This is a genomic window from Kyrpidia spormannii, assembly GCF_002804065.1.
In the GTDB taxonomy this organism is placed as follows: Bacteria; Bacillota; Bacilli; order Kyrpidiales; family Kyrpidiaceae; genus Kyrpidia; species Kyrpidia spormannii.
In genome coordinates, this window is sequence record NZ_CP024955.1 from 2,264,167 (window position 1) to 2,285,694 (window position 21,528).

Sequence of the window (21,528 nt, forward strand, 5' to 3'; positions counted from 1 at the left end):
CGAAACGACACAAGGGGGGAAAACATGTCACTTTCCATTCTCTTCGTACAGATCTTGACGGGCTTGGCCTACGGCATGCTCTACTTCATGATCGCGGCAGGCTTAACCATTATCCTGGGCGTCATGAACGTGGTCAATCTCGCACACGGCACATTCTTCTTGATCGGCGCTTATGTCGCCTACACCCTCGTGTCGAAACATCTCGGTTTTTGGCTTGCTTTGATACTGTCAGTTGGGGTCACGGCGATCCTGGGCCTCGTCATTGAACGCCTTTTGATCCACCGGGTATACGGGAAGGAACTGGAACAGGTGCTTTTAACGTTCGGTCTGACCTTCATGTTGTCGGACGCGGCAAAATGGATCTGGGGAACCGACATTCAGACGATTCCGGTCCCCCGTGTTCTCGACTTCTCCATATCCGTGGGTTCTGTGGATTTCCCGGCGTACCGCCTATTCATTGTCGCCGTGGGAGGGGCTTTGGCCGTTATCCTTTGGTTGTTGGAAAACCGGACCCGAATCGGGGCGATTATTCGGGCGGGCGTTGACGACCGCGCGATGGTGACGGCCCTCGGAATCAATGTGGGGGCTGTTTTTACCGGTGTGTTCGCCTTTGGTGCCGCATTGGCCGGTCTTGGCGGGGTGTTGGGAGGCCCCCTGATCGGGGTGTACACGGGTCTTGACGGGGACATTCTGGTCACTTCGTTGATCGTCGTTACCGTGGGCGGACTTGGATCGTGGAAAGGGCCCTTCGTTGGAGCACTCCTCATCGGACTCATGGACACGCTGGGGAAGGTCTGGTTCCCGTCGTTTTCAATGCTGGTCATTTTTCTGTTAATGGTCGTGATTCTGTTGATTCGACCCAGGGGATTGTTCGGAAGAGAGGTGGCACCGTGAAAAAAACATTGTTGTCCGCCATTGTTTTGGTTGCGGTGACCGCTGCATTGCCATGGGTCCTCGGCGATTACGGAGTGAATCTTGCCACTGAAGTTTACATCATGGCCATCCTCGCCATGAGTCTTGGACTCCTCATGGGGTATGCAGGACTGGTGTCTCTGGGGCATGCGGCCTTTTTCGGCATCGGTGCGTACACCGTGGCCCTGTTGGGACCGGCAATCCCCAGCACCATTGTTCTGATTGGGTTATCCATGGTACTGGCCGGGATTATCGCATGGGTGACCGGAATGATCTTTATCCGGACCTCTCGTTTTTATTTTTTGATGATCACCGTGGCGTTCGGACAGTTGATCTTCGCCCTGATATGGCAACTGAAATCATGGACCGGCGGGGCGGACGGTCATAAAGTCTCGGCACCGCTCGATTTTGGTTTCGGAGAAATGGGTTCACCCCTTGCCCTTTATGCCGTGATGGCCGTCGCTATGGTCATCGTGTATGTATTCCTTCGCGTTTTTGTGAACTCCCCGGCGGGCAGGATTGTCCAAGGGGTCATGGACAACGAAAACCGCATGACGGCCCTGGGATACAATGTCCGTTTTTATAAGGTGCTCGCTTATACCGTGGCCGGAGCCATAGCCGGCCTCGCCGGCTCGCTGTACGCCTACTTCAATCTATTTGTGAGTCCTGAATTGACCGGGTGGATGTTCTCCGGCCAAGTCATGATGATGGTGATCATCGGCGGGGTCGGGACACTGATGGGACCGGCCGTGGGAGCGGCCCTCTTCATCATCCTCCAAAACTTTATCAGCAGCTACACCGAACGATGGCCCATCATTCTGGGGGCCTTGCTCGTCACCCTGGTCCTCGTCGGTCGGGGCGGAATCGTACACTGGGTGGGTTTGGCGAGAACAAAAATCTTTGTGAGGCAAAAAGAGGCATCCTTGCAAAAATCCTCTTCAGGCCATCTATACGGGAAGTAGGGGTTGAGCATATGTTAACAATTGAAGGAATAAGTAAATCTTTCAAGAGCCTTCGGGTGCTTCGGGATGTATCTCTGGAAGTTCAGCCCGGTGAACGCCATGTCATCATCGGTCCCAACGGCGCGGGAAAGACAACCTTGTTCAACTGCATCACCGGTTCACAGCGTATCGACGCAGGCCGAATATATCTCGGTGGGGAAGAGATCACTCACTTCCCTTCCCATCGCCGGGTGCATCTCGGGCTGGCAAGAACTTTTCAGAAGAATAACCTGTTCGGCACTTTGACCGTCGAACAGAACATCCACCTGGCCGTGGCCGCAACCAAACCCTATCGCTCTCGACTTTTCAAGCCTTTGTCCCGTTATCGAGATCTTCGTGAGGAAACGGAAGAACTTCTCAGGAGGTGGAAGCTCACCGACCGGAGGAATATCCGGGTGAACAACCTTTCCTATGGTGAGCAGCGCTTGTTGGAACTCGTGCTTGCCCTGGCATCCAGACCGCGAATCCTGCTGCTGGATGAACCCACCTCCGGCATGTCACCCGCCGAAACGTTGGAAACCGTGGCGCTCATTCAAAACCTCCCAGGAACCATGGCGCTTCTGGTGATTGAGCACGATATGGAAGTTGTGTTTTCCATTGCCGATCGTTTGACGGTCCTGCATCATGGCGAAATGATTGCCAGCGGCACCCCTGAAGAAATACGGAGCAACGAAATGGTCAAACGCATTTACTTTGGAGGGGGGGCAAAAATCGGTGCTGGAGCTTGAAGATGTACACACCTATTACGGGACGAGCCATATCTTACAAGGGGTGTCTTTTCGAGTGCCCGCAGGAAAATCCACCGTGCTTCTCGGCCGAAACGGTGCCGGGAAGACAACCACCATTCACACCATCTGTGGCCTCCTTCGGTGCCGTCAAGGTCGGATTCGGTTTCTGGACACCGATATTCAGAATTTGCCAGCCCATCGAATCTCTCAACTGGGCATGGGCTTGGTCCCCCAGGGGAGGCGGATTTTCCCGTCCTTGACGATCCGTGAAAATCTAACCATGTCCGCACGCCCAAATCCGTTCACCGGAACAAAAGACTGGGATCTGGAAAGAGTTTATGAACTCTTTCCAATCCTAAAGGAGCGAGAGAAAAATCAAGGTACTCAACTGTCCGGAGGACAACAGCAGATGTTGGCGATCGCTAGGGCACTGATGACCAACCCGCACCTTCTTCTGATGGATGAACCTTCCGAGGGTTTGGCCCCCGTCGTGATCGACCAGATCGGGGACATTCTTGAACATCTGAAACAAACGGGCTTGGCAATCCTTGTGGTGGAACAGAATCTTGACCTCGCCCTGCGCACTGCCGACGAAATCATGATCATGAACAAAGGGAACATTGTGTGGCAAGGCACCCCCGAGCAGTTGGCCACAAGCGACGACGTGCGGCATAAATATTTGGGTGTATAATGTTTTTTCCCGTTTAAATCCGGTCCGGGCTCAAGCACCGCTGGCCAAAGACATGCCCGAATCGTTCGAAGGGGCACCCCATCGGATGCCCCTCACGCACTGAACCGAAGTACAACTGTCCGCAACTAATCCCGTTCATCCCGGCATCATGTGTCCACTCTCACATGGTCGCCGCTTCTTCCCGCAGAGAATCCTCCAGAGCCTGTAGGACCCTGTCGATCTGGTCTTCGCGGATAACCGCCGGAGGTTCGATGCGGATCACCCGGGCATTGTTCAAAGTGCCGCCCACGAGCACGCCCCGCTCAAACATGCGCTTTGCCACCGAAAATCCCCTGGCATTGTCGATGAATTCGAGGCCGATTAAAAGCCCCATCCCCCGAACGTCCCGGAGCAAATCCGGCGTCCGCTGCTGCATTGCCTTTAGCGCCCTGAGAAAATACTCGCCTTTTGCCCGGGCCTGACCGGGAATGTCCTCGGCCAATATCGTATGAATCCCGGCAATGGCACCGGCGGCGCACAGCGGGTTCCCGCCAAAAGTCGACGATCCGAGAATAAACGGATTTTCTTCCATCTTCCCCCACCACTTCGGCTGAGCGACCATGGCGGCAATGGGCATCACCCCGCCGCCAAACGCCTTGCCCAGAGTCATGATATCGGGCACCACATCCCAATGGTCAACCCCGAACATCCGACCCGTTCGGCCCATCCCCGTCTGGACTTCATCCACGATCAGGAGACATTCGTAGCGGTCGCAGATCTCCCGCAATCGCGGCAAGTAGTCCACCGGGGGGATGTTGATCCCGCCTTCCCCCTGAATCGGCTCGACGATCACCGCGGCCACCGATTCCCCGGTCTGAAGAAGCGCCTCGATCCGTTCCTCCACCGCATCGGCTTCCCCGAAAGGAACATGGTGAAACCCGGGAACGAGAGGCAGATAGGGTTCCCGGTAAAGCCCTTTCCCCGTGGCCGACAAAGAACCTAACGTCTTGCCGTGGAATCCCCCTAGGGTCGCGATGATGTGCGTTTTCCCCGTGGCCAGCCGGGCCAGCTTGATCGCCATTTCGTTGGCCTCGGTCCCGGCATTCACGAGGTAGGTGTGGCGGAGATCCCCGGGGGTAATCATCGCCACCAATTTGGACAGATAGCCCCGGAGCGGGTCGATCAGCTCCTGGCTGTGCAAAGCATAACGGTGAAGTTGGTGCTCCACCGCCGCCACCACCCGGGGATGGCGGTGTCCCAGCAGATAAACACCGTATCCGCCGAGACAATCGATATACTCCCGGCCGGCGGTATCCCGGAACACCGCCCCTTCGTCCTCCCACTCCGCCACCGAATAGTCCGACGAGCAGGATTTTCGATGTTCGAGAATCGCTTTGGTGACGTATAGGGAAAAATTCGTAACAGAATCCTCAACGATCTGCCGGCGCTCGTCGTCGGACAACGCCGGCGCTTCAATCAAGCGGAGAATCCGGCTTGATTCGGCCAAAATCTCCTCCGCAGAAGCCCGCATGATACCCCTCCCCTGTACGCATCACTGGTGAAACATCAGTGGCGAAACCACCGTTCGGGCAGCGAGGTGCCCCGGGGCGCCTTGCCCGTTCGCTCCGCCCGGCGGTCCAAACGCTCCAACCCATGCTGAACGTAACGAATGCCCAGCCATCTGAAGGGCTCCGGCTCCCAACGAACCGATTGGTGCTGTACGATGGGAACCCCCTCCCAAACCGGTTCTTCTCCCCAAATTAGCGTGGACAAAATTCGCGCCGCCAGGTTCGCCCCCACCACCCCTGCCCCCACATACCCCCAGGCTCCGGCCAACCGACTTTGCCGGTCATACCACACATTCGGGATCTGATCGCGGGTCATGCCGAGAGGCCCGGACCATCCATGGGTAAACCGGGCATCCCGGAGCGCGGGGAACCACTCCCGGGCCATGGCCATCAACTTGGCGAACACCTTGGGATTCCGATCGTATTCCGGCCGAATCCGCGATCCCAAATGATACGGTTCCCCCCGGCCGCCGAACAGAATGCGCCCATCCACGGTCTTTTGCAGATAATCGATGCTGAGGCGTGTCGACGCCACCGCCTCTCGGTTCGCCCAGCCGATCTCTTTCCACACCCATTCCGGCAGCGGCTCCGTCACCACGATGGAAGAGTAAACCGGCGTCACACTTCGATGCCACGGTTTGAGCATCGTTGTATAGCCTTCGGTCGCCACCACAAGCGCCACCCGGGCCCGGGCCAGGCCTTCCTTGGTCACCGCCTCCGGAGGCTTCCGACCGTCCCCCGCCCGAATGTCGAGAACCGGCGTGCGTTCATAAATTCGCACACCGCGACGCTCCAGCCGACGGGCAAGACCCCGCACCAAACGACCGGGATGAAGGACGGCCGTGTCCCGACAATACAGAGCTCCGCAAAGTTTTCGGATGTTGACCCGTTCCCGGGCTTGGGGTCCATCCCACCACTCATAGTGGGATTCGACGCCAAGCTTTCGATAAGCTTTCCACTCCTCCTCAAGAAGGGGAAGGCCGTGGGCTCCCAAGGCCACCATCATAGAGCCCCCTCGATAAAAGTGTGCATCGATACCTTCAGCCTCAAGAACCGTTTCAATCTCTCCCACGCTGTCGTACAGCGCCGCCTGCCAGCGCCGGGCGGCCTCCCGCCCGAACCGCTTGAGCACTTCCCCGGGACTTATCGGAAGTTCCGGCGTACACCACCCGCCATTCCGACCCGAGGCACCATATCCGGCAATCTCTCGTTCCAAGATGGCGATCGACCAGTCGGGTCGGGCGCTGACGAGGTAATGCGCCGTCCACAATCCGGTAAACCCCGCCCCGACGATGACAACGTCGGTCAGAATCTCGCCAGCAAGAGCCGGACGAGGAGTACAGTCGTCCCCGCAGGTGTCGAGCCAGAAACTGCGCCCGAATTCTGACCTTCCCGCCTCATCCATTCTCGATCACCGTCCCGACCGCAAACTCTCCACCCGCTGCCTTTGGGAACCCAGTCCGGGCTGTGTCTCGTTTCGAACCGGGCGCTAATCATAAATCGCCACTTTGGTCCACCTTTGCGCCTCCGACCAAGACGTCCTCCGACAGTGCAGGGACTTCGGGCGACCGGAACCACGCCCGGTTTTTGAAGGCATAATAGGCCATCACCGGCAAGCCCAGGGCAAAAGCCACCAGGGCCGGCAGCGAACTGCTGAACCCGCTTTCCAAAAGTACAATGATGCCCACCGCAACCAGGTACAGGCCACTCAACAACGGGAGAACAAAGCCAAACACTAATATTCTCCAGTCCGTCAACCGCTTTCGCAAGAACCACGCCGACGTCACACCGCTGATGCCATAGTAGTAAGCCACCATGATGCCGACATTGCTGGCGGCATTTTCAAGAAAAGATCCAACACTTGAGGACAGATTAATCGAGAAAATGCCAATGAAGGAAATCGCGGCGATGATGAGGGTGCCGATGTGCGGGGTCTTCCAGGACGGGTGAACCTTCCCAAAAACCTCGGGTAACACCCGGTCCACCGCCATCTCATAGCTCACCCGGGCCGAAGGCAAGAGGGTGGTCTCCAGCGTCGCCACCGTGGACGAGAGAACCGAAAGAATCATCAGATCGCTCCAGGGGTGAGGCGCCAATAGACCTGCGAAATAGCTCAAAATATCGTCCTGATGTTTGACAATTTCTTCCTCGGGGATCAACGCCTGGACCGAAATGGAGACCACGAGGAAAATGATCAACAGGGCGATCACACTGGTGACCCCCGCCCAGCCCGGATTGTTTCGGGCATCCTTCGATTCTTCCCCGAGGTTCGTGATGGTATCGAATCCCCAATAGAAGAACAGGGCGATGGTGGTGGCACTGGCAAAATCCGCTAAACTTCCATGAAAGGTAAACCAGGACCAATGAATGGGCGTCGACCCGGGCACCCCGACCCCGTAGACCCGATACAGTGCCACACCGGCAAAAACCAGTAGCACCACATACTCAATTAACAACAGGACCCATTGGAATTTTGCGGTAATTTCAATGCCCCGAACGACGATAAAGGTCACGACGATAAACCAAGCCGCCGACACCAAAGACACCAGTACAGGGTTGTCAGAAAGATCCGGATTGATCAACGCCAAGGTATAGGTTCCGGCCGGCACCGACCCGGAGATGAGGAACAAAATCCCCGCAGCCGCAATGGCCCAGCCCGACATGTATCCTAAATAACGGTTGAGACTGGTGCTCACCCAACTGTAAACGCCTCCCGCTGAAGGCCCGACGTATTTATTCAAATAATAAAAGGCACACGCAATCCCGATCATGGGAACGAAATTCCACAGCAGCAGGGCCGGTGACATGAAGCCCACCACGGCCACAATCCCGCCCAGTGACGCGGCAAGGGAGTAAGCCGGCGCCGTGGATGCCACGCCGATGACGGTGTTGTCGAAAAAGTTGAGGGCGTTCGCTTTCAGTCTCGTGCTTCGCTCGCTACCCACTCCAATATCCCTCCTCAATCGAGCGATGTAGTTCTGCAGTGCGACCGAAGCGTCTTCAGAGCGCTTCGGTCACCGTTTTTCTGACGTACAGAGGCATCCCCCACCGGGGCAACCGATCGATCCAAGGCTGCGGGTCGAACTGTTCTGGCGAATAGACCCCTGCAACATCGAGCATCCCTTCCAGCATGAGTTCCACGGCGATCACTGCGGGAATCCCGGCCTGAAAGACGGTGACATTGACCCCCATGTCCTTCCGGCTGAATTCGTGGGACTGCATAGTATACAAAAACATCTCCACAGGCCGGTTCTGGTCATCCAGTCCCTTGACCTGCACCCCGACACAGGACGTCCCTTCCAGACTATCCGCCAGGGAGGCGGGTTTGGGCAGTAGAGAGGCCACGACCTTTCTCGGGCTGACCGAAACGTCGCCGACCTGCACCGGATCCTCCCGATCCAGGCCGATGAGCCGCAGCCCCTTCAGGATATCCACATATTGCTGACTGAGGGCGTATTTGAACTCACACTGGTACAACCCTTTGTCGCCCAGAAATCGGGGGATGGTGTGCACTTCTTCGTGGGCGACGCTGCGGACGGTGAGCGTCCCAACCGGGGAAGGAAACTCGAATTGTTCAATGCCCGTCTCCAGGGGAATGCCCGTCACCCAGCGGCCGCGGTCGTAGACCAGGGGGGGCTGCAGGTTTTCTTCAATACTGATTTCCGGGGAAAAGGCAATCGCAAAAGCTTGATTCTTGACGACGGAGTTGTCTCCGTCGTAAACCACCACCGATTCCATTCGTTGAAGACGTTCATAGGCGTAGCGGGCGAGGATGTTTGTAACACCGGGATCACTGCCGATGCCAAGGATGGCCAACAGCCCCGAGGTCTTGAAGGAGTCGTCGTACCCGAGTTGGTCCTGGATCGTCACCAATCCCGGCATATCCACCGGCCCATCCGAGGCCATGTCGATATAGTGGCAAGAAGCTTGCAAACAGGCTTGCATGACATGAAGATTGTTTCGCGGCAATCCAGCGTGAACCACGATCCCGCACTCCCGGAGAGCCGCAGACAACGCGGCGACGTTCCCGGCGTCCATGTGCAAGGGGACGAGGCGGGGATCCCGAGCCCGGTCCACCAGCTCCCGGGCCCGCTTTTCATCAATATCGGCGACACAGATTCGCTCTACAGCCTTTAGCCGAAGCAACCCTTTAATGACGACCTCGCCAACACCTCCCGCTCCCAGCACCATAATGCGCCGAAGCTTTTGTTGTACCCGGTCATTCCAACCGGCTGTCTTGGGGACAACCATTCTATCCCTCCATCAGAATCAGGATACACATTTCACTTGCAAGAATAATGCCACATTGAGACCTGCAATTTTATAGAGTCCATCGCTACTTTGTTTTTATCAGGTATCTATGGCTGCATAAGTTTATGCACCGCTGACGTGGAGAGGTAGGATAGCGTCGCGAAGACACCCTGTTTGGCCACCCGGATCGCCCCTGGGTGAAAGACCTCCGGGAATGCTGTACAATAGAAACAAAACACGGCGGTTCCCTGAGAAATACAACGGAGGAATCGGGATGAGCCACGAACTCGGAGCCATTGTCGACCTCGGATCCAACTCCGTCCGCTTGGTCATCTATCGACAAAGTTCACAGGGCACCCAACAAGAGATCGATAATCTTAAACAAACCGTTCGCCTCAGCAGCCACTTGGGGGACGATGGGCGAATCGACGAAGCCGGGATCAAGGTGGCGCTTCGGGTGTTGGAGCAATTCTGCCAGTTGTGCCGGGCGTATGGGGTGACCCACATCACGGGAATCGCCACCCAGGCCGTTCGCATGGCTGTAAACCGGGAGGAAGTGCTCAAGCGGATCTATGAAGCGACCGGGATCCCTTTCCGGGTGGTAAGCGGCGAGGAGGAAGCCCGGTACGGATACCTGGCGGTGGTGAATTCCCTTGCCATGGAAGAAGGCGTCACCGTCGACATCGGCGGCGGCAGCACGGAGATCACCGTTTTTCGCGGCCGCCGCCTGGTGCGGGCCGACTCCATTCCCTACGGCGCGGTCTCCTTGACCCGGGAGTTTCTCCGGAGTGATCTCCCGTCCATGAAGGACATGAAAAACTTGGATCGGGTCATTCAACGAGAACTGGACCGCCGCCCGTGGCTCACGGGCTTAGGATTCCCGGTGATCGGCATGGGGGGGACCGCCCGATCTTTGGCGCGCATTCATCAGCGCCGGCGGCATTATCCCCTGCTGATTTTGCACGGATACGAGATGTGGCCCACAGAGGTCACGGCTATCCTGGACATGGTTCGCTCCATGCCCATCGCCAAACGCAGGAACATCAATGGCCTGTCCGCCGACCGGGCGGATATTATCACGGCGGGGCTGGCGATGTTGGATCAGATCCTGAAGCGAGTGGGCACCTCCCGGTTCATCATCAGCAATAAAGGGTTGCGGGATGGGGTATTGATGGAGCAAGTTCTGCATATTCGGGGGCAGGAGTTGCTTCCGGACACGCTGATGTACAGCATTGAAAATGTCCACGACCAGTTTGGCCTGAACCGGGACCATGCCTTTCACGTATGGGAACTGGCGGATCAATTGTTGACGGCCATGGTAAAACACGGCTTGGTGGTAGCGTCGGAAGAACATCGGCGTTGGCTTCAGGTGGCGGCGCTCCTCCACGACATCGGGCGAGCCATCAGTATCTATAATACGAGTAAACACACCTTTTACCTGCTCCTTCAGATTCCCCTCTTCGGGGTCAGCCACCGGGACCGCGTCATGGCGGCGGCCATTGCAGCCTTCAAAAGCACCAAGCAGATTCAAACTTACCTTTCTATGTATCAGGAATTTTTTGACGAAGAGGATATCCCGGCCATCGCTCAATTAGGAGTGATTTTGCGACTGGTCCGGGCCTTTGATCGCACGGAAACGGGTGCGGTCACGGGCCTCGACCTTCAGCCCGATGGCCGGGTCTGGAAGCTGATCGTAAAGGCGAGACAGCCGCTGGGAATTGAGTTAGACCTGGCTTTGGAATGGACCAAGAAATGTCGAAAGGTTTTTCAGCGAGAGATACGGTTGGAGGTCGATGATCTTGACCGCGCCGCAAGAATTTGAGAACCCGGCCTATTACATCAATCGAGAACTGAGTTGGTTGTCTTTTAACGAGCGGGTGTTGGAGGAAGCCCTGGACAGCAGCAACCCACTGTTTGAACGCTTGAGGTTCCTGGCGATCACCAGCTCCAATCTGGATGAATTCTTTATGGTGCGCATCGCCGGGCTCAAAGAGCAGATCAAGACGGGAAGCAACGTGCCCGACAACAAAACGAAGATGTCCGCCATGGAGCAGTGGGACGCGGCCCTGCGGCGCAGTCGGGACTTCATGCGCAACCAGATGCACGCCTGGCGGGAAGTGCTCGTCCCTTTGCTGGAAGAGGCAGGGATCTCGTTCATCGGGGCGAAGCAGTTGAACCGGGAACAAAAAGCCTACATCTCAGATCTTTTCGACCGAATGATTTACCCGGTGTTGACGCCCATGGCGGTGGACGCCAGCCGGCCGTTCCCGATGCTCCTCAACCGAAGCCTGAACCTGGCGGTGCTCATCGAATCGGAGGATCCTGAAAAAGAGCCCTATCTGTTTGCCTTCGTCCAGGTCCCCAGCGTATTGCCCCGGTTCATTGAGTTGCCGGCGGAAGGTGGCAAGCTGACTTATATCTTGCTTGAAGAAGTCATTCGCATGCACCTGCAGGATCTGTTTCGGGGGAAACACATCCTGTCGGCGAGCCCTTTCCGGATCACTCGAAACGCCGATTTAACCTTAAACGAGGATGCGGCGGAAGATCTCCTCGAGGAGATCGAAAAAGAACTCAAGAAGCGCAAGACGGCAGATGCGGTTCGGATTGAAGTGGAGCGGGACATGCACCCCTACCTGCGGGAGGTACTGGAAGAGTGGGAGGAGGTCAGCCCCCAGGAAGTATTCGAATTGGAAGGACCTCTGGATTTGACCTTCCTGTTTCGGTTTGTCAACCAAGACGGGTTCGAAGCCTTCCGTTTTGTGGATTACCCCCCGATCCTCCCGATGGATCTTCGGGGGGAGCAGGATATCTTCGAGGCCATCCGCAAGCGGGATATCCTCTTGTATCACCCCTATGAGTCCTTTGAACCCGTGGTGCATTTCGTGCGCCAGGCCGCCCAGGATCCCCAGGTTTTGGCCATCAAGCAAACCCTGTACCGGGTCGGGGGCGATTCCCCCATCGTGGCGGCCCTGGCCGAAGCGGCGGAAAACGGCAAGCAAGTCACCGTTTTGGTGGAACTCCGGGCGAGATTTGACGAAGAAAAAAATATCGTGTGGGCAAAAAAATTGGAGAAGGCCGGCTGTCACGTCATCTACGGCCTGGTGGGGCTGAAAACCCACGCCAAAATGATCCTGGTGGTGCGCCGGGAGAAAGACCGGCTCCGGCGCTACGTCCACCTCGGCACCGGGAATTACAATGAAAATACGGCTCGCCTGTACACCGACTTCGGCCTTTTCACCGCCAACGAACTGATCGGCGAAGATGTTTCTTCGATTTTCAATCAGCTCTCCGGCTACTCCTCCCTGCCCGAGCTGCATCACCTTCGAGTGGCGCCTTGGGGGCTAGAGGAGGCCTTTGTTGAGCAGATCGAAGAAGTGATCGCTCACTCCACCCCGGAACAGCCCGGACGCATTCTCGCGAAGATGAACGCGCTGACGGACAAAGAAATGATTCAAGCGCTGTACCGGGCATCATGCGCCGGTGTCCAGATCGATCTGATCATTCGCGGCATTTGCTGCCTGAGGCCCGGGATACCCGGAGTGAGCGAAAACATCCGCGTCCACAGCATTGTCGGCCGCTTTCTGGAACACGGGCGGGCATACTGTTTTCGCGCCGGGCGCCGGGAAAAGGTGTGGATATCCAGTGCCGATTGGATGACCCGCAATCTGGAACGCCGGGTGGAGACATTGTTTCCGGTGCTCAATCCGAGGCTCAAGCGCCGGGTGATCGGAATCCTGGAAACCCAATTGGCCGACAACGTGAAGCGGCGTCAATTGTTGTCGGACGGCACGTATGTGCGCATAACCCCCGGGGAAGAGGAGGAGCCCCTGAACAGCCAGGAGCGGCTTTATGAAACAGCCCTGGCCACCCATCGGCGAAATATCTACCCGAGAATTTGACCGGCAGAACTGCTCAGGCACATCTTCGCTCAGTCTGCCGACGCCAAGGCCTCTCGAACCCACGGCCACGTGTGTTCTCCCAGAGCCGGACCCTTGCCCGGACGAAACGCGGGGTGGTCGGAAAACCGTTCGACCACCTCGGGAACGGTGAGAACCGGCATCAAACAGCAGTCCCACTGTTCACCAAGGGTCGCCCACTCATCCCGGGGCCGGGATCGAAATAATTCAACCATCTCCCGGTACACCGGATTCTCAGAACACGCGGGAGACCGGCTTTTGTCTCGCCACTGTGGCCGACCCACACCTTGACAGAATCGATCCCAAAACTTTTGTTCCAGGGCACCCAGGGAAACCCAGCCATCCTTAGCCCGGTATAGATGGTAGCAGACCACTCCGCCATTGAGCTCTTGTTTCTCCGGACCCGTGGGCACACCGGCCCGGGCCAAGGCTCCATTCACCGCTTGAAAGGACAAAAGCATGTCCTGCATCGCAACGTCGAGGTAAGCCCCCTGCCCGGTGCGTTCCCGGCGCCACAGGGCGGCGAGCACCGCCTCTACCACCGCCACCCCGCCGGCATAGTCGGCCACAGTAATCCCCGGGACTGCCAGGTGCTCCTCATCGCCGATGGCAACGCCGGTCACCGCCGTCACCCCGGTGACGGACAAGTAGTTAATATCATGGCCGGCCAGGTCAGCCCAGGGGCCTTCCTGCCCGTAGCCGGTCACTGAACAGTAGATGAGCCGGGGATTGAGCGGCCGAACCGACGGTTCGTCCAGCCCCATCGCCTTCATCACTCCGGGGCGATAACTCTCGATGCACACGTCTGCGGCCCGAATCAAGGCAAGCGCTTGGCGACGGCCCGTTTCCTCACGGAGGTCCAGGGCGACGCTTTGTTTCCCGCGATTGACCGCATCGTAGGGCGGTCCGAACAACCGCATGGGATCGCCGCCCCGTACATCCTCCACCTTGAGCACCTCGGCCCCGAGTTGCGCCAGTCGCCAAGTTCCAAAGGGACCGGGGAGAAGTCGAGAAAAATCAACGATCCTTAATCCGGCTAACGGTTTTGTCCCATCCACGTGTCCCAGCCTCCTCGTTTTTGAATCCCCGACACCGGCGTCCGATTTAACCCGGCGGCCAACCGAGCCGCCTGCCGCCCAGGATGTGATAATGGAGATGAAACACCGTTTGATGGCCGTCCCGCCCGCAATTGGTAACCACCCGAAATCCGGTTCTGGCCACGCCCGTCTCCTCCGCCACCCGGCGGATCGCCCCTTGGATCCCCTTCAGGATCTCCACCTCCTCCTCGCCGAGCTCCAATACCGATGCAAGATGGCGGCGGGGAATCACCAGGACGTGGACCGGGGCCTGGGGGGCGATATCGTGAAAGGCGACAACATGCGCGTTCTCGTATACCCTGCGTGCAGGGGATTCGCCTTGGACAATGCGGCAAAAAATGCAATCAGCCGCCATGAGCGCTCACTCCTTTTAGAGCCACGGCCAATAGACGACGGCAAAACTCGCCCCCACCCACAGGAGGCCGTTGATCACAAAGGGGGTGTCTCGCACCACAATCTGATCGGGATTCTCCCCTTCATTTTTCTGATTGACCAAGTAGAGATAGCGAAAGAGACCGTACATGACAAAGGGAACGGTCACCATCGCTCTGGGACCTTGAGGTCCACTGAAGGTGTACATGGCGTACGTCATAATGGTGGCGGCTGTCGAGATCGAAATCAGCTGGTTGAGGAGATCCACCGTGTACACGCCGAGATTGGCCCTATGGACCGCCGCTTGATCCTCCAGGGCGGCCAGTTCCGCCCGGCGTTTACAAAGGCCCAGCACGGAGGCCAACAGGAAGGTCGTGAGCAAAAGCCACGGACTCGGCGGCACTTCGGCAGCAAACGCCCCGGCCACCACCCGGAGGACAAACCCGAAGGCGATGATTAACACGTCGACGATGGCATAATGTTTCAAGACAGTGCTGTACAGTAAATTCATCAACCCGTAGATCAGCAGCACCGTCGGAACTCCAGCGCCCGTGTCCGCTACCCAGCCCAACCACTCGGCCACCACAAAGAGGGCGGCAGCCAAAACCACCGCCGGCCCCGGGGACACCCGGCCGGACGCCAAAGGGCGGTGCTTTTTTTTCGGGTGAGCCCGATCCCTGTCCATGTCCATGAAATCGTTGACCACGTACACGGCACTGCTCATGAGACAGAATGCCACCGTGGCCGCCACCGTGGCCCACAGGGAACCCCAGTTGCCAATCTTGCCGGCAAAAAATACCGGCGCCAAGACAAAGACGTTTTTCATCCATTGACGGGGGCGCATCAGTGTCCATAAATCGCTCCCCATAGCCGAAATCGCTCGGCGGTGCGTATCCCGTTCCACGATGTTCCCCCCGGTCTCTTCAACCTCACCCGTTCCCTGAAGCCTGTGAGGTTTTCTCCTTCGAGATACACATCCCATTGTACACGAAAAGCGCCCGGGGGAAATCCCTCCCAGGCACGTTCCGCCAGACTCCACTGCTTCTCAAACCGGTTTACTCGAGTTCCAACCTTTCGAGAACGGCCTCGGTGATCTCCTCCGTCCGGCTGATGCGATCCCCCGGGCCCGCCAAGTCGGCCGTTCGATACCCTTCCTCCAGCACACGATCTACCGCTCGGACGATGGCCTGATCCGCCCTGGGTTCATTCAGGCTAAAACGATACATCAGCCCGACAGAGAGCATCGTCCCCAGAGGGTTCGCGAGACCCTGCCCGGCGATATCCGGCGCCGAACCGTGAACAGGCTCGTACAGTCCTGGCCCATCGCCGAGGCTGGCGGAGGGCAACATCCCGATAGAGCCGGTGAGCACCGCCGCTTCGTCGCTGAGAATATCGCCAAACATGTTTTCCGTGACAATGACCCCGAACTGGTTCGGACTGCGAACCAATTGCATGGCGCAGTTATCCACCAGCATATGGCCAAAGGCCACATCGGGGTAGTCTGTTGCCACCCGCTCCACCACTTCCCGCCAGTGGCGAGAGCTTTCGAGCACATTGGCCTTGTCAACGGAAGTCAGCGCTTTTCCCGCTTTCCGGGCGGCGTCAAAGCCCAGGCGGACGATACGCTCGATTTCCGCCGTGGTATACACCAGCTCGTCCACCACCCGCGTGCCGCCGTCGATGGGCTCCCGGCGTTTCGGGCCAAAATACAGTCCGCCCGTCAGCTCCCGGACGATCAGGAGATCCACCCCCTCCACCTTTTCCCGGCGAAGAGGGGAGGCGCCGAGAAGGGGCGTATAAGCCCGCACCGGACGCAGGTTTGCATAAACGCCGAGAGCTTTCCGAATCCCGAGCAGGCCCGCCTCGGGGCGCCGATCGCCCCCCAGCCGATCCCACTTGGGGCCTCCCACAGCACCGAGGAGCACGGCGTCGGCTTCCCGGGCGGCTTTCAATGTGCCCTCGGGCAGCGGCTCTCCAAAGGCTTCAATGGCCGCCCCGCCGATGGCGTGTTCCTCAAAGATCACCTCGTGACCCAAGGCCCCGGCGACGGCTTCGATGAGCCGCCGCCCTGCCTGAACCACCTCGGGTCCGATTCCGTCTCCAGGCAGCAGGACAAGGCGATAGACCTTTTCAGACACCCGCTTTCACCCGGGCTGCTCCCGCAGACCGCCCCTGCCCCGCCGCCAACCGATTCACAGCATCCAGGTAGGCTTTCGCACTGGCTTCCAATACATCGGTGCTCACACCCCGGCCGCTCACCACGGCTTCACCCTGCCGCACCTGGACCCGCACCTCGCCGAGGGCATCCCGGCCACCGGTGACCGATTGAATCTGATAACTCACCAGTTCAGTCGCTCCCCCCGTCACCCGGTCGATAGCTTGATAAATAGCGTCCACGGCGCCGTTGCCCACCGCGGCTTCTTCCACCACGGTCCCGTCCGCCAGCCGCACCCGGAGCGTCGCCGTGGGAACGGCGGTGTTGCCGGCGGAGATGTGCAGGTACTCCAGTTGATAGAGGTCCGAGCGTTCAACGGTATGACTGTCGTCCACCAAAGCGGCGATGTCGTCGTCGGTCACTGTTTTCTTTTTGTCACACAGGTCTTTGAAACGTTTAAACAACTCATTGACCTCTTCATCCGAGAGCTGATAGCCCATCTCCGTCAGCTTTTCCCGGAAGGCGTGGCGCCCGGAGTGTTTGCCGAGCACCAGTTTGCTTTCCGCCACCCCGATCGTTTCGGGTTTCATAATCTCGTAGGTCAGCTTCTCTTTCAGTACCCCGTCCTGGTGAATGCCGGATTCGTGCGCAAAGGCGTTCGCCCCGACGATGGCTTTGTTCGGCGGCACCACGAATCCTGTGAGTTTACTCACCAGTCGGCTGGTGCGGTAGATCTGATTGAGCACAATGTTCGTTTTCGCCTGGTAGAAATCCTGCCGGGTCGCCAAAGCCATGACTACCTCTTCTAAAGAGGCGTTGCCCGCCCGCTCTCCGATGCCGTTGATCGTGACCTCCACTTGAGTGATTCCCGCCTCGATGCCCGCCAGGGTGTTCGAGACCGCCATCCCCAGATCGTCGTGGCAATGGCTGGACAGCTTGATCTTTTCGATCCCTGGCACCCGCTCCCGCAAAGCCCGGATCTTTCCCGCGTACTCCTGGGGCGTTAGATAACCCACTGTATCCGGGACATTGAACACCTTGGCCCCGGCCCGGATGGCCACCTCGGCTACTTGGCAGAGAAAGTCGATGTCCGTCCTCCCCGCATCTTCAGCGGAGAATTCCACGTTGCTCATATACTTGACCGCATAGCGAACGGCGGCGTCGATCTGCTCCAAAACTTGTTCCCGGGTCAATCTCAGCTTGTGCTGAAGATGGATGTCCGAGGTTGCCAGAAAGACGTGAATTCGCGGGTCTTCGGCATCCCGCAGGGCTTCATACGCCCTGTCGATATCCGACTGGACACTGCGGGCCAAACTGCACACGGTCAACCCGCGCACCTCCCGGGCAATTTCCGCCACGGACTCAAAGTCGCCCGGCGACGCCGCCGCGAATCCGGCTTCGATGACATCCACGCCGAGACGGCCCAACTGACGCGCGATCTCCAATTTCTCCTCCCGGCTGAGGTTAATTCCCGGGGATTGTTCGCCGTCCCGCAGCGTGGTGTCGAACACCTCGATGGTCCGCATGTGTGCCACCTCCCGCGTGTGTACCGCTCTGTAACGAGCGGAGGTCATTTTTTAATCCAAGTCATCATTTCCCGCAGTTTTCCGCCCACCACTTCGATGGGATGATTCTGCTCCGCTTTCCGCCTGGCGTTGAAGAACGGCCGGTTGGCCTGGTTCTCCAGAATCCATTCCCGGGCGAATTGCCCACTTTGAATCTCTGCGAGGATTTTTCGCATCTCGGCCCGGGTCTCCTCGGTGATAATCCGGGGCCCGCTCCGGTAATCCCCGAACTCCGCCGTATCGCTGATGGAGTACCGCATCCGGGATAACCCGCCCTCATACATGAGATCCACGATCAGTTTCATCTCGTGCAGACACTCGAAAAAGGCGATCTCGGGTTTGTATCCCGCTTCGACGAGGGTCTCGAAACCGGCTTTGATCAGGTTGGAGACTCCGCCGCACAGTACCGCCTGTTCGCCAAACAGGTCGGTCTCGGTTTCTTCTTTGAAAGTGGTCTCGATCACCCCGGCCCGGGTCGCCCCGATGCCTTTGGCAAAAGCCAGGGCGATCTCTTTGGCCTTGCCGGAGGCGTCCTGGTGAACCGCCAGCAGCGCCGGCACCCCGGTTCCTTCTTGGAAGGTGCGCCGAACGAGGTGTCCCGGGCCCTTCGGGGCGATCATGGTCACGTCCACGTCCGCCGGAGGATCGATCTGGCCGAAATGAATATTGAATCCGTGGGCGAACATCAGCATCTGGCCACTGCGCAGGTTCGGCTGCATCTCCTCCCGATAGGTCTGGGCCTGGCGCTCGTCCGGGATGAGGATTTGGATCAGGTCGGCCCGCTCGGTGGCCTCGGCCACAGACAGGACTTCAAACCCGTCCGCCTCGGCTTGCTTCCAGGAGCGGCCCGGACGCAGTCCCACCACCACCGATACGCCGCTGTCGCGAAGGTTTTGCGCTTGGGCGTGGCCCTGACTGCCGTAACCCAGCACCGCAACCGTCTTCCCGTCCAACAATTTCAAATCCGCGTCTTGTTCATAGTAGATTTTCAATGACAAAACGATTCGCTCCCATCTGTACAAGAATGTGAATCAAGAGATTTGCTACCGCTCTTGAAGCGGTCAGACTCGCACTTTGACCAAGCTGCCCCGCATCAAAGCGGTCACGCCGGTTCGGGCGATCTCTTTGATGCCGTAAGGGCGAAGGAGCTCGATCAAGGCGTCGATTTTATCCATATCGCCGGTGGCCTGGACCACCAGGCTGTTCCGGCCCACATCCACGATAGCCGCCCGGAAGGGCTCAATGAGATGGGTGATCTCCGGCCGAGTGGTCGCCGTCGCCGCCACTTTGATGAGGACCAACTCCCGGGCCACCATGGGCTCTTCCGTCAAGTCGTTCACCTTGATGACATCCACCAATTTGTGGAGTTGTTTCATAATCTGTTCCAGCGTTCTTTCATCGCCGGAGGTGACCAGGGTCATGCGGGACAGCCCTGCCTCCTCGGCGTTGCCCACGGTGATGCTTTCGATGTTGAACCCTCGCCGGGAAAACAATCCGGCAACCCGGGCCAGCACCCCCGGTTGATCGTTGACCAGGACCGAGAGAACGTGCTTCAATCATCCCACCTCCCGATCATCTCATCGGTGCCCGCCCCAGGAGGGACCATCGGGAAGACATTTTCTTCTTCAGGGACGACAAAATCGACGACAACCGGTCCGGGGTGGGCGAGCATTTCCCGAATGGCTTCCCGGGCTTCCTCCGGCGTCTGGGCCCGGAGGCCGCGGATCCCGTACGCCTCCGCCACCTTCACGAAATCCGGAGCTCCCACCCGGGACTCCGCGTAGCGGCGGTCGTAGAACAACTGCTGCCACTGCCGGACCATGCCGAGAAACCCGTTGTTGATAATTGCCACTTTGACCGGCAGGCCGTTTTCCGCCACCGTCTGAAGCTCCTGGATATTCATCTGGAAGCTGGCGTCCCCGGCCACACAGATGACCGTTTCACCCGGTTTTGCCAACTGCACCCCCATCGCCGCCGGAAATCCGAAACCCATCGTTCCGAGCCCTCCGGAGGTGACCCACTGCCGGGGGCGCTTGAACCGGTAGAACAGGGCCGCCCACATCTGATGTTGTCCGACCTCGGTGGTGAGGATCGCCTCGCCCCGGGTCGCGTCCCACAGCATCTCCAGGACCTGCTGGGGTTTCAACACCCCCGGCTCGGCCTTGTAGCCCAGGGGCCACTGTTCATCCCAGGCCCGGATCTGGTCGATCCAGGCCTTGGTCCCCACCGGGCCCACCTCGGGGAGCATGGCCGACAATACCCGTTTCACGTCGCCCACCAAAGGCAGGTCCACCGCCACGTTTTTCCCGATCTCCGCCGGGTCGATGTCGATGTGCACCTTTTTCGAATGCGGCGAAAATCGTTCCAACTTGCCCGTGGCCCGGTCGTCAAACCGCGCCCCCACGGCGATGAGTAGATCGCATTCCATCACCGCCCGGTTGGCCGCGAAGGTCCCGTGCATGCCCAGCATGCCGACAAACAGCGGATCGGCAGAAGGAAACGCCCCCAGTCCCATCAGGGTGGAAACCACGGGAATGCCCGTTTTGTGTGCAAACTCCCGCAACTCTTCAGCCGCCCCGGAATGGACCACGCCGCCGCCGACGTACAGTAGCGGCCGCCGGGACTCCCGGATTGCCTCCGTGACTTTCGACAACTGGGTGGGATTGGGTGTATACGTCGGGTTGTAGCCCCGGATAAAAACGCGCTCGGGCCACTCAAACACCGCCTTTTGGTTGGCGACATTCTTTGGCACATCGATCAGCACCGGCCCCGGTCGGCCGGTGGCGGCAATATGAAACGCTTCCCGCACCACCCGGGGAATATCCGCGGCGTCCCGCACCTGATAACTGTGTTTCGTGATCGGCATGGTGATCCCGATGATGTCGGCTTCCTGGAAGGAATCGCTGCCAATGAGGTCCGTGGCCACCTGGCCCGTAAACAAGACCAGAGGAGTGGAATCCATGTACGCATCGGCGATCCCCGTCACCAAGTTCGTGGCCCCCGGCCCGGAGGTCGCGAGCACCACCCCGGGCCGCCCGGTCACCCGGGCATACCCCTCTGCCGCGTGAACCGCTCCTTGTTCATGCCGGGTGAGGATATGCCTGATTCCGGAGCCATATAGCGCGTCATAGATGGGCAGCACCGCGCCGCCGGGGTACCCGAACATGATCTCCACGCCTTCCCGTTTCAAACACTCCACCAACATCTCCGCCCCGGTCATCACCCTGGGGCCGGCCGCCGGGGCCGAGGCCTCAGGTTCGGGCACAACCTCCAGCTTTTGCGTTTCCATCCT

18 protein-coding genes are annotated in these 21,528 nt (G+C 58.6%); 6 read left to right on the top strand and 12 right to left on the bottom strand.

Annotation, left to right across the window (positions count from 1 at the left end; translation table 11 throughout):
* The first annotated feature begins 24 nt into the window (after positions 1 to 24).
* Genes CVV65_RS11390 through CVV65_RS11405 form a run of 4 tightly spaced genes read left to right on the top strand, consistent with a single transcriptional unit; the run spans position 25 to position 3,332 of the window.
* Positions 25 to 894 carry a branched-chain amino acid ABC transporter permease gene (locus tag CVV65_RS11390; protein ID WP_100668234.1) on the top strand — a complete coding sequence of 290 codons (870 nt, stop codon included), beginning with the start codon at positions 25 to 27 and terminating at the stop codon, positions 892 to 894.
* On the top strand, positions 891 to 1,874 hold the full coding sequence (locus tag CVV65_RS11395; RefSeq protein ID WP_100668235.1) for a branched-chain amino acid ABC transporter permease: 984 nt from the start codon (positions 891 to 893) through the stop codon (positions 1,872 to 1,874). Before CVV65_RS11390 ends, CVV65_RS11395 begins: the two co-directional genes overlap by 4 nt.
* 11 nt (positions 1,875 to 1,885) lie before the next feature.
* Positions 1,886 to 2,641, top strand: a complete 756-nt coding sequence (locus tag CVV65_RS11400; protein ID WP_100668236.1) for an ABC transporter ATP-binding protein — start codon at positions 1,886 to 1,888, stop codon at positions 2,639 to 2,641.
* Positions 2,628 to 3,332 carry an ABC transporter ATP-binding protein gene (locus CVV65_RS11405; RefSeq protein WP_100668237.1) on the top strand — a complete coding sequence of 235 codons (705 nt, stop codon included), beginning with the start codon at positions 2,628 to 2,630 and terminating at the stop codon, positions 3,330 to 3,332. The genes CVV65_RS11400 and CVV65_RS11405 overlap by 14 nt, the downstream gene beginning before the upstream one ends.
* Positions 3,333 to 3,492: 160 nt before the next feature.
* Here the strand turns inward: CVV65_RS11405 and CVV65_RS11410 are convergent, their stop codons facing one another.
* The 4 genes from CVV65_RS11410 to CVV65_RS11425 form a co-directional block, all read right to left on the bottom strand.
* Positions 3,493 to 4,842: an aminotransferase class III-fold pyridoxal phosphate-dependent enzyme gene (locus tag CVV65_RS11410; protein WP_232796600.1), complete on the bottom strand. Its 1,350-nt coding sequence runs from the start codon at positions 4,840 to 4,842 to the stop codon at positions 3,493 to 3,495.
* A gap of 35 nt (positions 4,843 to 4,877) precedes the next feature.
* The gene (locus CVV65_RS11415; protein WP_100668239.1) at positions 4,878 to 6,284 is read right to left on the bottom strand and encodes an NAD(P)/FAD-dependent oxidoreductase; all 1,407 of its coding nucleotides are present in this window, start codon (positions 6,282 to 6,284) and stop codon (positions 4,878 to 4,880) included.
* A gap of 88 nt (positions 6,285 to 6,372) precedes the next feature.
* Positions 6,373 to 7,824, bottom strand: a complete 1,452-nt coding sequence (locus tag CVV65_RS11420; RefSeq protein WP_157935495.1) for an APC family permease — start codon at positions 7,822 to 7,824, stop codon at positions 6,373 to 6,375.
* 55 nt (positions 7,825 to 7,879) lie between these two features.
* Positions 7,880 to 9,130, bottom strand: a complete 1,251-nt coding sequence (locus tag CVV65_RS11425) for a saccharopine dehydrogenase family protein (RefSeq protein ID WP_100668241.1) — start codon at positions 9,128 to 9,130, stop codon at positions 7,880 to 7,882.
* 274 nt (positions 9,131 to 9,404) lie between these two features.
* Here CVV65_RS11425 and ppx point away from each other — a divergent pair, with 274 nt between their 5' ends.
* Positions 9,405 to 10,952 carry an exopolyphosphatase gene (ppx, locus tag CVV65_RS11430; RefSeq protein ID WP_198592008.1) on the top strand — a complete coding sequence of 516 codons (1,548 nt, stop codon included), beginning with the start codon at positions 9,405 to 9,407 and terminating at the stop codon, positions 10,950 to 10,952.
* Entirely contained in the window at positions 10,924 to 13,029 is a 2,106-nt protein-coding gene (locus CVV65_RS11435; protein ID WP_133121294.1) for an RNA degradosome polyphosphate kinase, read from the top strand. Before ppx ends, CVV65_RS11435 begins: the two co-directional genes overlap by 29 nt.
* Before the next feature lie 29 nt (positions 13,030 to 13,058).
* Here the strand turns inward: CVV65_RS11435 and CVV65_RS11440 are convergent, their stop codons facing one another.
* The 8 genes from CVV65_RS11440 to ilvB all read right to left on the bottom strand — a co-directional run bounded on the left by CVV65_RS11440 (position 13,059) and on the right by ilvB (position 21,456).
* Positions 13,059 to 14,105 (bottom strand): CaiB/BaiF CoA transferase family protein, encoded by a 1,047-nt coding sequence (locus CVV65_RS11440; RefSeq protein ID WP_157935496.1) that lies wholly within the window; start codon positions 14,103 to 14,105, stop codon positions 13,059 to 13,061.
* A 46-nt stretch (positions 14,106 to 14,151) separates the two neighbouring features.
* Entirely contained in the window at positions 14,152 to 14,499 is a 348-nt protein-coding gene (locus tag CVV65_RS11445; RefSeq protein WP_100668244.1) for a histidine triad nucleotide-binding protein, read from the bottom strand.
* A 15-nt stretch (positions 14,500 to 14,514) separates the two neighbouring features.
* Positions 14,515 to 15,420, bottom strand: coding sequence for a decaprenyl-phosphate phosphoribosyltransferase (locus CVV65_RS11450; protein WP_157935497.1), 906 nt, complete (start codon positions 15,418 to 15,420; stop codon positions 14,515 to 14,517).
* 151 nt (positions 15,421 to 15,571) lie between these two features.
* A complete protein-coding gene (gene leuB / locus CVV65_RS11455) occupies positions 15,572 to 16,654 on the bottom strand; it encodes a 3-isopropylmalate dehydrogenase (protein ID WP_100668246.1) in 1,083 nt (360 codons plus the stop codon).
* Positions 16,647 to 18,245: a 2-isopropylmalate synthase gene (locus CVV65_RS11460; RefSeq protein ID WP_269148820.1), complete on the bottom strand. Its 1,599-nt coding sequence runs from the start codon at positions 18,243 to 18,245 to the stop codon at positions 16,647 to 16,649. The genes leuB and CVV65_RS11460 overlap by 8 nt, the downstream gene beginning before the upstream one ends.
* Positions 18,242 to 19,228, bottom strand: coding sequence for a ketol-acid reductoisomerase (locus tag CVV65_RS11465; RefSeq protein WP_100669456.1), 987 nt, complete (start codon positions 19,226 to 19,228; stop codon positions 18,242 to 18,244). The genes CVV65_RS11460 and CVV65_RS11465 overlap by 4 nt, the downstream gene beginning before the upstream one ends.
* 69 nt (positions 19,229 to 19,297) lie before the next feature.
* On the bottom strand, positions 19,298 to 19,792 hold the full coding sequence (gene ilvN, locus CVV65_RS11470) for an acetolactate synthase small subunit (RefSeq protein ID WP_100668248.1): 495 nt from the start codon (positions 19,790 to 19,792) through the stop codon (positions 19,298 to 19,300).
* Positions 19,789 to 21,456, bottom strand: a complete 1,668-nt coding sequence (gene ilvB, locus CVV65_RS11475; protein ID WP_232796784.1) for an acetolactate synthase large subunit — start codon at positions 21,454 to 21,456, stop codon at positions 19,789 to 19,791. Before ilvB ends, ilvN begins: the two co-directional genes overlap by 4 nt.
* Positions 21,457 to 21,528: the final 72 nt, after the last annotated feature.